This is a genomic window from Agrobacterium tumefaciens (genome assembly GCF_005221385.1).
Taxonomy (GTDB): Bacteria; Pseudomonadota; Alphaproteobacteria; order Rhizobiales; family Rhizobiaceae; genus Agrobacterium; species Agrobacterium tomkonis.
The window spans coordinates 2,742,473-2,754,513 of record NZ_CP039903.1 but is presented as its reverse complement, the minus strand read 5'-3'; the positions used below and the strand labels follow the sequence as shown (position 1 = coordinate 2,754,513).

The window sequence follows — 12,041 nt, the reverse complement described above, 5'->3', positions numbered from 1 at the left end:
ATACCGGGGCATTGAAATTCCGACGCGCCCGCATCACATGCGATAGCGGAAAAGTTTAGCTGAAAGGAGAGCCAGATATGGCTACCGTAAAAGTCGACGCCGCCAACTTCCAGTCCGAAGTCCTCGAATCCGCCGAACCCGTTGTGGTGGATTTCTGGGCCGAATGGTGCGGCCCGTGCAAGATGATCGCGCCGAGCCTTGAAGAAATTGCATCTGAGCTTGCCGGCAAGGTCAAGGTTGCAAAGCTCAACATCGATGAAAACCCGGAATTGGCCGCCAAGTTCGGCGTTCGCTCGATCCCGACGCTCGCCATGTTCAAGGGCGGCGAAGTGGCCGATATCAAGGTAGGTGCTGCACCCAAGACAGCGCTTTCCGCTTGGATTTCCGGCGCCGCATAAGCCATTTTTTTGGAATGAAAAAAGCCCGGCATCACTGCCGGGCTTTTTTATTGGGGAACCGTGCCGTTCAATGCAAGCGCATTTCCGGCAAGATAAAGCGATCCACCGATCAGGATGCGCGGCGGTGGCCCATCCGGATCGAAGCGGCGGGAAAGCTCATCCAGCGCCTCGGTAAGAGACGAGGTCGGTGCCGCGACCAGCCCGGCATCGAAGGCCGCATGGGCGAGCACGACAGGATCAATCGCCGCATCCGTGCCGCCGATCGGCACGGTGAAGACATATTCGGCAATATCGGCGAAAGCCTTGAAATAGCCCACCGGATCCTTGGTATTGATCATACCGGCGATGATGAACAGCGGCCGTGGTGTCTTCTCCTCGAACCCCGCCATCGCCTCGGCAATGACTTCACCCGCACCGGGGTTGTGACCGCCATCGACCCAGATTTCCGAATCCTTCGGAGCCATTTCAGCGATTTTGCCGGTCAGGATGCGCTGAAGACGGCCGGGCCACTCCACTGACGTCATGGCCTTTTCGATCATCCGCTCCGTTACCTCAAAACCGGCGGCCTTGACGGCACGGATCGCGGCGGCGGCATTGGCAAGCTGGTGGCGGCCGGGAAGCCGCGGCAGCGGCGCATCGGTCAGACCGTATTCATCCTGATAGACCATGCGGCCGAATTCTTCATGGGCGGAAAAATCCTGCCCGTAGACTGCCACCGGGCAGCCGAGCCGCTCCGCCGTGGCGACGAGCGTTTCCAGAGCCGCATCATATTCCTGATGGCCGATGACGACGGGGGAACCCGACTTCATGATCCCGGCCTTTTCGGCGGCGATTAGCTCCACGCGGTCACCGAGATAGGCCTGGTGGTCCAGCGAGATCGGCATGATGACCGACACGGCAGGATTGTTGATTACATTGGTCGCATCAAAGCGGCCGCCCAGACCAACCTCGACGACGGCGGCATCAGCGGGCTGTTCCGCAAAGAGTACGAACATTGCGGCGGTCAGAATTTCGAAAACCGTTATCATCTGGCCGCCATTGGCAGCTTCAATACGGCGTAGCGCATCCGCAAAGACCTCGTCCTCGACATACTGACCCTTATTGCCGGTAACGCCGATGCGATACCGTTCATGCCAGTTCACGAGATGCGGAGAGGTATGGACGTGGACGGAAAGACCTGCGGCCTCCAGTAAAGCACGACAAAAGGCCGTGACCGAACCCTTGCCGTTCGTGCCTGCCACATGAATAACGGGCGGCATCCTCTTCTGGGGATTTCCGAGTTTTTCGAGAAGACGGGAAATTCTGTCGAGTGAAAGATCGAACCCCTTGGGGTGGAGCTGCATCAGCTCTTCAATGATCTTCTCGGCCTCACTGATCGCGGGCTTCGTCATGTCTTCTGTTCGCCTTTCAGGCGTTTTGCTTGCCATTTGTCCGCCGCACCAAAGATGAAATCATGCAACGTATAGCATCATCCCGAAGGCCGTTCAGGCCTTCGGGCGACATATTTTTGCTCAGGCCGAAGCGGCCAGCGGTACGACAGCGTTTGCGTTGTCAGCAGGCGCCTTGGTCATGATCTTAAGCAGATTGGCCAGCGTATCCGGGATTTCGCGACGGTCGATCACCATGTCGACCATGCCGTGCTCCAGAAGATATTCCGATGTCTGGAAACCTTCCGGCAGCTTTTCGCGAATGGTCTGCTCGATCACACGCTTGCCGGCGAAGCAGATTTCCGCACCCGGCTCGGCGATATGAACATCGCCCAGCATGGCATAGGAAGCGGTCACACCACCGGTCGTCGGGTTCGTCAGAACCACGATGTAGGGCATGCCGGCTTCTTTCAGCATATTCACTGCAACGGTCGTACGCGGAAGCTGCATCAACGAAAGAATGCCTTCCTGCATGCGGGCCCCACCGGAGGCCGGGAACATGACGAGCGGGCAACGCTCGGAAATGGCGCGCTCGAATGCCTTGACGATGGCTTCGCCGGCAGCAATGCCCAGAGAGCCCCCCATGAACTGGAATTCATGCACGACGGCAACGATCTTCAGGCCTTTCAGGAGGCCGACGCCGGCAAGGATCGTATCTTCCTGCTCGGTCTTCGTGCGGCTGTCACGCAGGCGATCGGTGTATTTCTTGGAATCGCGGAACTTCAATGGGTCCTGCGCCACCTTCGGCTGCGGCAGAGCCTCATAGACACCGCCATCGAAAAGATCGACGAGACGCGCCTTTGCCGGCATCTTCATGTGATAACCCGAGGCCGGGATAACCCACTTGTTATCCTCGAGATCCTTGTGGAAGACCATCTCGCCCGTTTCCGGGCACTTGATCCACAGGTTCTCCGGAACCTCCGGACGGCGGCCAAGCATGGAATTGATCCGGGGCCGAACGTAATTGGTGATCCAGTTCAATCAATTACTCCTTGACTGAGCCGCGCTTATTCCGCAGCGGCAAGGCGCGACGCACGCACGCCCGTTGAAAGTCCCTTTACCAGCGTCGTGACGGCCGGCACGGTATCTGCGGTCGCCTGCCCGTCCTTGGTCAGGCTGCCGGCAATCTGGTTGACGATGGCCGAACCGACCACCACACCATCCGCCACAGCACCGATCGCTTTCGCATGATCGGCCGTCTTGACACCAAAACCGACACAAACCGGCAGTTCCGTATGCGCCTTGATACGACCGACCGCGCCCGAGATCAACGAGGGATCGGGCAGCGCGGAACCGGTAATACCGTTCATCGAGACATAATAAACGAAACCTGAGGTATTTTTAAGAACGGCAGGCAGACGCTTGCCATCCGTCGTCGGCGTGGCGAGACGGATGAAATTCACACCCCGCTCAAGAGCCGGAACGCAAAGCTCGTCATCCATTTCCGGCGGCAGATCGACCACGATCAGACCATCGACGCCGGCTGCCAGCGCATCTTCCAGAAACCTGTCGACGCCGTAAATATAGATCGGATTGTAATATCCCATCATCACGATCGGGGTCGCATCGTCTTGCCTGCGGAACTCGCGGGCGAGATCGAGCGTGGTTTTCAGCGTCTGGCCGCCTTTGAGTGCACGTTGTCCGGCCAGCTGGATTGCCGGGCCGTCCGCCATGGGATCGGAAAACGGCATGCCAAGCTCGATAATGTCGGCACCGGCTTCCGGCAGCGCCTTCATGATGCCGAGCGAGGTTGCGAAATCCGGGTCACCACCCATGAAATAGGTGATCAGGGCCGGGCGATTTTCAGCGCGCAGATCGGCGAAGCGCTTGTCCATACGTGCGGTCATGGTCTTATACATCCATTCCAAGGAACTTGCTGACGGTGTGGACATCCTTGTCGCCGCGACCGGACAGGTTCATCAGGATGATCTCATCCTTGCCCATCTTCGGCGCGCGCTTGATGACCTCAGCCAATGCGTGGCTCGGCTCCAGTGCCGGAATGATGCCTTCAAGGCGGGTCAGCATCTGGAAAGCGTCCAGCGCTTCATGGTCCATGATCGGCACATATTCGACACGGCCGATATCATTCAGCCAGGAATGTTCAGGGCCGATGCCGGGATAATCGAGACCGGCGGAAATGGAGTGGCCTTCCTTGATCTGGCCGTCCTCGTCCTGAAGCAGATAGGTGCGGTTGCCGTGCAGAACACCGGGCGACCCGGCGGTGATGGAAGCGCAGTGCTCGTCGCCCGAAAGGCCCTTGCCACCCGCTTCGACGCCGACGATGCGGACATTCTTGTCATCGAGGAACGGGTGGAAAATGCCGATGGCATTCGAGCCGCCGCCGACAGCCGCCACGACCAGATCCGGCAGGCGGCCTTCCGCCTCCAGCATCTGCGCCTTGGCTTCCTCGCCGATGACAGCCTGGAAATCACGGACCATTTCCGGATAGGGATGCGGGCCGGCGGCGGTGCCGATCAGATAGTATGTATCGTCGACATTGGTGACCCAGTCGCGTAGCGCCTCGTTCATGGCGTCCTTCAGGGTGCCGTGGCCAGCCGTCACCGGCTTCACTTCGGCACCGAGGAGCTTCATGCGGAACACGTTCGGGGCCTGACGTGCGACATCGGTCGCGCCCATGTAAACGACGCAAGGCAGGCCGAAACGTGCGGCAACGGTGGCTGAGGCAACTCCGTGCTGGCCGGCACCGGTTTCGGCGATGATGCGGGTCTTGCCCATGCGCTTGGCAAGCAGGATCTGGCCGAGACAATTGTTGATCTTATGCGAGCCAGTGTGGTTCAGCTCTTCGCGCTTGAAATAAATCTTCGCGCCGCCGAGTTCCGCGGTCAGGCGCTCCGCGAAATAAAGCGGACTCGGGCGGCCGGTGTAATGGGCGCCGAGATATTTCAGTTGCGCCTGAAATTCGGGATCGTCCTTAGCCTTGTCCCATTCCGCCTGCAAATCCAAAATGAGCGGCATCAGCGTTTCGGCAACGAAGCGACCTCCGTAAATGCCGAAACGGCCGTCCTCATCGGGACCAGCGCGGAAAGAATTGGGTGTTGGCGCGTCGTTCACTTCAAGCTCCCTTTGGGCCTTTTGACCAATCATTCACCACATCAAAAAATGCGTCGATCATGGCCAGATCCTTGACGCCCGGTGCGCTTTCGACACCGGACGATAAATCTAATCCGCTCGCCCTGGTCTCCGCCAGAGCTTCAGCGACATTGTCCTTGTTCAGCCCTCCGGAAAGCATGTAATCCACACTTCCGTCAAGAGAGCGAAGGATGGTCCAGTCGAAGGAAACACCGTTGCCGCCCGGCAGGTCAGAGCCGGCAGGCGCCTTGGCATCCAGCAGGAAACGGTCGGCGATGCCGATATAAGGGTCGATTTTGGCAAGATCAGCGGCATCACGAATGGAAATGGCCTTCATGACAGGCAGGCCATATAGCGCCTTGATATTCAGCAGTCGCTCCGGGCTTTCGCTGCCGTGCAATTGCAAGATATCCGGTTTTACGAGATCGACGATCTCATCGAGATAATCATTATCAGCATTGACGGTGACGGCAACAACCTTGGCGGCGCCACGGACGTCGTCCGCCAGCCTGCCAGCGATATCGGGCTCGATGTTGCGCGGGCTTTTTTCAAAGAAGATAAAACCGACATGGGACGCACCGCGCCTGACGGCGCGCTCCAGCGCTTCCGGTGTCTTCAATCCGCAAATCTTGATATCCGGTTTCATACCCGCGACCTGACATGAAATGCGACGAGAGTCGAGCCAAATCGCATTCGTCTATGGAATGTTTCACGTGAATCCAGATGGCGATCCGCGTCTCCGGTTTCAATCGAAATCGATGGCGTGGAGTTTAGAGCCATGGCGTTTCAGCCAACCCTTGGCTTCTTCCGTGTGCGGGCAAAGCTTTTCACATAAAGCCCAGAATTTCGGGCCGTGGTTCATTTCCCTGAGATGCGCGACCTCATGGGCGGCGAGATAATCGATGACCTTTTCCGGAGCCATGACAATGCGCCAGGAGAAACTCAGGTTGCCATCATGGGAACAGGAGCCCCAGCGGCTGCGGGTATCCTTCATGCTGATGGAACGCACCGGCCGGCCGGCCGCACGCGCATGAACCGCAACCAGTCTTTCCAGATCGGCCTTCGCTTCTTTTTTCAGGAAAGTTGCGATCCGCCGTCTCAGATGTTCCGGCGCACCGCTGACTTTCAGAATGGCCGCGCCGTCCGCGTCTTTAGAAACATGGGTCAGGCCGCGCAGGCTGCCGGTATGGTCTATGCGGTGGGGTATGCCGCGAATATCGATGGTCGCGCCGGGACGCAGACCGTCATCGGGGTTGAATTTCAGAAGCTTGCCTTCCAGCCAGCCTTGATGCCTTTCGAGAAAATCATCAACCTGGCCATGGTGAAGTCCCATCGGGATCGTCAGCTTCAGTGCCCGGCCACCGGGTTCAATACGCAGGGTAATGCGGGTGGCGCGCGGGTTTTCCCTTACCGTGATCGGCACCTGTCTGCCCGCCACGGCGACAGTGCGCTGGCTGGGTGCGGCCTTTTTGGCCACTGGCGATTTCACGGATTTTCCGAAGAGCGAAAACATGCGCTGTTCATAGCCGATTCGCCGCCGGTTTGGCCATGCAAATGCGCGTCACCACCTGCCGTCTTACCCTATGCGGTCTGGTGTTTGCGGATGAAATCCAGCATGCGTGGCACGATTTCCTTGCGGAACCGCGAACCGTTGAACACGCCGTAGTGGCCGACATCGGGTTGCATATAGTGCGCGCGTTTTTCATCTGGGATGTTCCGGCAAAGATCATGGGCGGCCTTTGTCTGGCCGACGCCGGAGATATCGTCATTTTCACCTTCCACAGTGAACAATGCGACATTGCGAATTGCGGCAGGATCGACCGCCCTGCCCCGGTGAACCATACTTCCCTTTGGAAGCGCATGTTCGATGAAGACCGTTTCCACCGTCTGCAGATAGAACTCCGCCGTCAAATCCATGACGGCCAGATATTCATCGTAAAATTCGCGGTGTTTTTCGGCGGAATCACCATCATTCTTGACGAGGTTGAGGTAAAAATCCTTGTGCGCCGTCATGTGCTTGTCGAGGTTCATGGACATGAAACCGGACAGTTGCAGGAAGCCGGGATAGACATTTCTGCCAAAGGCCGGCTGCGGCCACGGCACCTGCATGACGACGTTGTCGCGGAACCATTCAATCGGCTTGGCCTTGGCGAGACCATTGACGGCGGTGGGATTGATGCGCGTATCGATTGGCCCGCCCATCAGCGTCATGGATGCCGGCGCGAAACGATCTTCATCCGCTTCCATCAGGGAAACGGCGGCCAGAACCGGCACGGATGGCTGACACACGGCGACTACATGCGCGCCCGGACCAATCTGCCGCAACATCTCAATGACATAGCTGATGTAATCGTCGAGATCGAAAGTCCCCTCACTCACGGGCACCGTGCGGGCATCCGTCCAATCGGTGATGTAGATATCCGCTGAGGGCAACAGGGCCTCTACCGTCCCGCGCAGCAGGGTGGCATAGTGACCGGACATGGGCGCAACCAGCAGCACCTTCTGATCGGACTGGCGGGCCGCATCGAGTTCTCTTCTGAAATGAACGAGATTGCAGAACGGGCGCGACCATACGATCTCTTCCGCGACAGTGACGCTCTGGCCATCAATAGTCGTGCTGCCAAGACCAAATTCGGGCTTTACGTAACGGCGGGTCAGGCGCTCGAACACCTCGAAACCGGCATCGAGGCTTCGCCCGAAGGCAGTGCTGAAAAGCGGGTTGAGCGGATTGTTGCAGGCCTGGCGCATCATATCGGCACCGGCACGCAGCGGCATCATGGCCGCATGGTTCATTTCATAAAGATGGTAGAACACTGATGACGCCTCCCTCGCGGATCAAGCTCTTTTTTTGACCATAGCAGCTTTTCGCATGTGCACAAAATCGAAGGCGCCGGCAGTTTCCCGCCGACGCCTCAATTTCAGTTGAATGCCCGACGGCAATCAGATGTCGGCAACGAAAGTCTGCTTCTGGGAACCGAGGGCTTCAATGCCGAGTTCCACGACATCGCCAGCCTTCAGATAACGTGGCGGCTTCTGACCCATGCCGACGCCGGGGGGCGTGCCAGTGGAGATGACGTCGCCGGGATGCAGCGACATGAACTGGCTGAGATAGGAAACCACATGGGCGACGCCGTAAACCATGGTCTTGCTGGAGCCATCCTGCATGGTCTGGCCATTCACCTTCAGCCACATGCCGAGGTTCTGCGGATCCGCGACTTCGTCCTTCGTCACCAGCCAGGGGCCGATGGGGCCGAAGGTGTCGCAGGACTTACCCTTGGTCCACTGCCCGGCACGCTCCGTCTGGAAAGCGCGCTCGGAAACATCGTGGGAAACACAATAACCGGCGACGTAGTCGAGGGCATCCGCTTCCGAGACATATTTGGCGGTCTTGCCGATGACTACACCAAGCTCGACTTCCCAGTCGGTCTTTTCGGAACCGCGCGGAATGGTGACGTCATCGTTCGGACCGACGATGGCCGAGGTCGCCTTCATGAAAATGACAGGCTCCGGCGGTACGGTCGCACCTGTTTCGGCAGCATGGTCGGAGAAATTGAGGCCGATGCAGATGAACTTCCCGGTTCCCGCAACGCAGGCGCCGATACGCTCCTCGCTCAGTACCGGCAGCGTGCCGAGATCAATGGCGGCAATCTTCTTGAGGCCTTCGGGCGAGATGGCGTCGCCGCCGATATCCTTCACGTGGGCGGACAGATCGCGGACTTTTCCTTCCGCGTCGAGAATGGCAGGTTTTTCCTGGCCGGGCTGGCCAACGCGCATCAATTTCATGGAACTCTCTCCCGGTTGTCAGACAAGATGATGCATATATGAACGATGCATTCATCCTTGTCACCCCTTGACTGCGCCAAGTTTTGAAAAATACCTTTTCCTTCCCGTCAATCAAAAGGACACGGCCCGTGACGAACAGCAACTCCCGGCAATCTGAATATCCCGTCGATCCCCTCTTCCTCGACCGCTGGTCTCCGCGCGCCTTTGATGGCAGCGCCATATCGCAGGAACACCTGCTGACCATTCTGGATGCGGCCCACTGGGCGCCCTCGGCATCCAACCTGCAGCCATGGCGATTTGTCTATGCCCATAAGGACAGCGAAGACTGGCCGCTCTTCGTGGAACTGCTGATGGAGGGAAACCAGCGCTGGGCAAAAAATGCCTCGGTGCTGCTGTTCGTCGTTTCGCGGGACTATAATATCTCCCGCGAAGGCGAGAAAAAACCTTCAGCGACCCATTCCTTCGATGCTGGTGCTGCATGGTTTTCACTCGCGATGCAGGCGCATCTGCTCGGTTATCATGCCCACGGCATGGGTGGCATCCTGAAGGACAGGATCGTTGAAGCGCTGGATATTCCTGAAGGCTACAAGGTGGAAGCCGGGATTGCCATCGGTACGCTAACCGACAGTTCCGTCCTCCCGGAAGATCTGGCGGAAAGGGAAGTGCCGAGCAAGCGCCTGCCGCTTGCGGAGGTGGCTTTCGAAGGGCGCTTCACCGGCAAGGCCGATTGATATCAGGCAATTCAGAGAACAAAAGGCCCGGCGATTATCGATCGCCGGGCCTTTTGTTAAATTATCGTTTCACGTGAATCGTTACGCGAGACACTCCACAGGATTAAATGTCGAGGTTGGCGACGCTGAGCGCATTTTCCTGGATGAAGTCGCGGCGCGGTTCCACCTCGTCACCCATCAGGCGGGCAAACAGGCCGTCGGCATCGGTCGCATCGTTGACCTTTACCTGCAGCAGCGAGCGAACATTGGCGTCGAGCGTCGTTTCCCACAGCTGCTCGGCATTCATCTCGCCGAGCCCCTTATAACGCTGCATGGAAAGACCCTTGCGACCGGCGGCGAAAATCGCATCCAGAAGCGCACGTGGTCCTGCCAGTTCCAGGGTGCCATCCTTGCGTTGCAGGACCGGTGGCGTGGCGTAGATTTCACGGGTGCGGGCTGTGAGTTGATCGATATGGCGGGCATCGGCCGAACCGAGCAGTCCCATATCCAGCGTCGAGACCTCCTTGACACCGCGCACCATGCGCTCGAAACGCAGACCGCCATCCTCCAGCACCGTGCCGGACCAGCCGCGTTCGGTTTCTTCCGCAATCATGTCCAGACGCCGGGCCACTTCGGCAACGGTTTCCTGAGCACGGGCCGCATCGGCCGAAAGCTCCGGGTTAAGCGCACCGGCAATGGCAGCCTGTTCGACAATTGAACGGCTGTAGCGGGAATGCAGACCATCGATCAGCGAACGCATGCGCAGCGCATCGAGAATGACTTCGCGAAGATCAGCGCCGACGCGAACCTCACCGGTGCCGAGGGTCAGCGATGCTTCCTCAAGACCCATGGAAATGAGGTATTCTTCCAGCGCCTTCTCATCCTTGAGGTACTGCACGGATTTGCCGCGTGTCACCTTATAAAGCGGCGGCTGGGCGATATAGAGATGGCCGCGCTCGATCAGTTCCGGCATCTGGCGGAAGAAGAAGGTCAACAGCAGGGTACGGATGTGGGCGCCGTCGACGTCAGCATCCGTCATGATGATGATCTTGTGGTAACGCAGCTTGTCGGCGTTGAATTCGTCCTTGCCGATCGATGTGCCGAGCGCGGTAATCAGCGTCCCGATTTCCTGGCTGGACAACATCTTGTCGAAACGGGCGCGCTCAACGTTGAGGATCTTACCGCGAAGCGGCAGGATGGCCTGCGTTTCACGCGAGCGGCCCTGCTTGGCGGAACCGCCGGCGGAGTCGCCCTCAACGAGAAAGAGTTCGGATTTCGCCGGATCGCGCTCGGAGCAGTCGGCAAGTTTGCCGGGCAGAGAAGCAATATCGAGCGCGCCCTTGCGACGCGTCAGTTCGCGCGCCTTGCGGGCGGCTTCGCGGGCGACTGCCGCTTCCACCACCTTGCCGACGAGGATTTTCGCTTCCGAAGGGTGCTCTTCCAGCCAGGTGGAGAGCGCTTCGTTGACGAGGCTTTCCACGACCGGACGAACTTCGGACGACACAAGTTTGTCCTTCGTCTGCGAGGAGAACTTGGGGTCAGGAACCTTGACAGAGAGAATGGCCGTCAGGCCTTCGCGGCAGTCTTCGCCCTGCAAGCTCACCTTTTCTCTTTTCATGATGCCTGACGTATCGGCATAGGAGGTGACCTGACGGGTGAGCGCCGCGCGGAAACCGGCCATATGGGTGCCGCCATCGCGCTGGGGAATGTTGTTGGTGAAGCAGAGCACATTCTCGTGGTAGCTGTCGTTCCACCACAGTGCGACCTCGACGGTGATGCCGTCCTTCTCGCCATGAATGGCAACAGGCTTATCCACCAGCGGTTTCTTGGCGCGGTCCAGATAACGGACGAAGGCCTCAAGTCCGCCGTCATACAGCAATTCCTGCTGCTTGACGTCCGAGTGGCGCTTGTCGGTGAGCAGAATGCGAACACCGGAGTTCAAGAACGCCAGTTCGCGCAGACGGTGCTCCAGCGTGCCGTAATCATAGTCCGTCATGGTGAAGGTTTCGGGGCTTGCAAGGAAGGTAACTTCCGTGCCGGAGCGGCCTTCATATTCGCCAATCACCGAGAGCGGTGCATCGGCGACACCATGGGTGAAGCCAATTTCGTGCAGCTTGCCGTTACGGCGGATTCTGAGCTTCAGCCAGACGGACAGCGCATTGACCACCGAGACGCCCACGCCATGCAGACCACCCGATACCTTATAGGAGTTCTGGTCGAATTTACCGCCCGCGTGCAGCTGGGTCATGATGACTTCAGCGGCGGAAACACCTTCGGAAGAGTGGATATCGGTCGGAATGCCGCGGCCGTTATCCGTTACCGTCACCGACCCGTCGGCGTTCAGCGTCACCGTCACCAGATCGGCATGGCCCGCGAGCGCCTCGTCGATGGCGTTGTCGACCACTTCGTAGACCATGTGGTGCAGGCCCGAACCGTCGTCGGTATCGCCGATATACATGCCGGGCCGCTTGCGCACGGCATCAAGACCCTTGAGGACCTTGATCGAATCGGCTCCGTATTCCGTGTTAACGCCGACTTCGCTTGACGATGTTTCGGTCATAAGTACTCTTTCCAAAGTTTCCTGGCCAGGTTTTCCAGTGAGAAGGCCTGAAGCCAGCGAATCACTCAAATCC

The 12,041-nt window shown here is 58.5% G+C and carries 11 protein-coding genes; 2 read left to right on the top strand and 9 right to left on the bottom strand.

What is annotated here, in order from left to right:
• The first annotated feature begins 77 nt into the window (after positions 1-77).
• The gene (gene trxA / locus CFBP6623_RS13735) at positions 78-398 is read left to right on the top strand and encodes a thioredoxin (protein ID WP_046799722.1); all 321 of its coding nucleotides are present in this window, start codon (positions 78-80) and stop codon (positions 396-398) included.
• Between the two features lie 47 nt (positions 399-445).
• On the opposite strand, the gene CFBP6623_RS13730 is transcribed toward trxA, so the two are convergent.
• The 8 genes from CFBP6623_RS13730 to CFBP6623_RS13695 form a co-directional block, all read right to left on the bottom strand.
• The gene (locus CFBP6623_RS13730) at positions 446-1,825 is read right to left on the bottom strand and encodes a bifunctional folylpolyglutamate synthase/dihydrofolate synthase (RefSeq protein WP_170979845.1); all 1,380 of its coding nucleotides are present in this window, start codon (positions 1,823-1,825) and stop codon (positions 446-448) included.
• An 84-nt stretch (positions 1,826-1,909) separates the two neighbouring features.
• On the bottom strand, positions 1,910-2,806 hold the full coding sequence (gene accD / locus CFBP6623_RS13725) for an acetyl-CoA carboxylase, carboxyltransferase subunit beta (protein WP_046799720.1): 897 nt from the start codon (positions 2,804-2,806) through the stop codon (positions 1,910-1,912).
• 26 nt (positions 2,807-2,832) lie between these two features.
• Entirely contained in the window at positions 2,833-3,672 is an 840-nt protein-coding gene (gene trpA, locus CFBP6623_RS13720; protein ID WP_046799768.1) for a tryptophan synthase subunit alpha, read from the bottom strand.
• 4 nt (positions 3,673-3,676) lie between these two features.
• Entirely contained in the window at positions 3,677-4,897 is a 1,221-nt protein-coding gene (trpB, locus tag CFBP6623_RS13715; RefSeq protein ID WP_046799719.1) for a tryptophan synthase subunit beta, read from the bottom strand.
• A 1-nt stretch (position 4,898) separates the two neighbouring features.
• Positions 4,899-5,561, bottom strand: coding sequence for a phosphoribosylanthranilate isomerase (locus CFBP6623_RS13710; RefSeq protein ID WP_046799718.1), 663 nt, complete (start codon positions 5,559-5,561; stop codon positions 4,899-4,901).
• 99 nt (positions 5,562-5,660) lie between these two features.
• Positions 5,661-6,428 (bottom strand): M48 family metallopeptidase, encoded by a 768-nt coding sequence (locus CFBP6623_RS13705; protein ID WP_046799717.1) that lies wholly within the window; start codon positions 6,426-6,428, stop codon positions 5,661-5,663.
• 68 nt (positions 6,429-6,496) lie between these two features.
• A complete protein-coding gene (locus CFBP6623_RS13700) occupies positions 6,497-7,729 on the bottom strand; it encodes a polyhydroxyalkanoate depolymerase (protein ID WP_046799716.1) in 1,233 nt (410 codons plus the stop codon).
• A gap of 126 nt (positions 7,730-7,855) precedes the next feature.
• Positions 7,856-8,698, bottom strand: coding sequence for a fumarylacetoacetate hydrolase family protein (locus tag CFBP6623_RS13695; protein WP_046799715.1), 843 nt, complete (start codon positions 8,696-8,698; stop codon positions 7,856-7,858).
• Positions 8,699-8,826: 128 nt separating this feature from the next.
• On the opposite strand from CFBP6623_RS13695, the gene CFBP6623_RS13690 reads away from it, so the two are divergent.
• Positions 8,827-9,429 (top strand): nitroreductase family protein, encoded by a 603-nt coding sequence (locus tag CFBP6623_RS13690; RefSeq protein WP_046799714.1) that lies wholly within the window; start codon positions 8,827-8,829, stop codon positions 9,427-9,429.
• A 103-nt stretch (positions 9,430-9,532) separates the two neighbouring features.
• Here the strand turns inward: CFBP6623_RS13690 and gyrB are convergent, their stop codons facing one another.
• Positions 9,533-11,968 carry a DNA topoisomerase (ATP-hydrolyzing) subunit B gene (gyrB, locus tag CFBP6623_RS13685; RefSeq protein ID WP_046799713.1) on the bottom strand — a complete coding sequence of 812 codons (2,436 nt, stop codon included), beginning with the start codon at positions 11,966-11,968 and terminating at the stop codon, positions 9,533-9,535.
• Positions 11,969-12,041 lie beyond the last annotated feature (73 nt).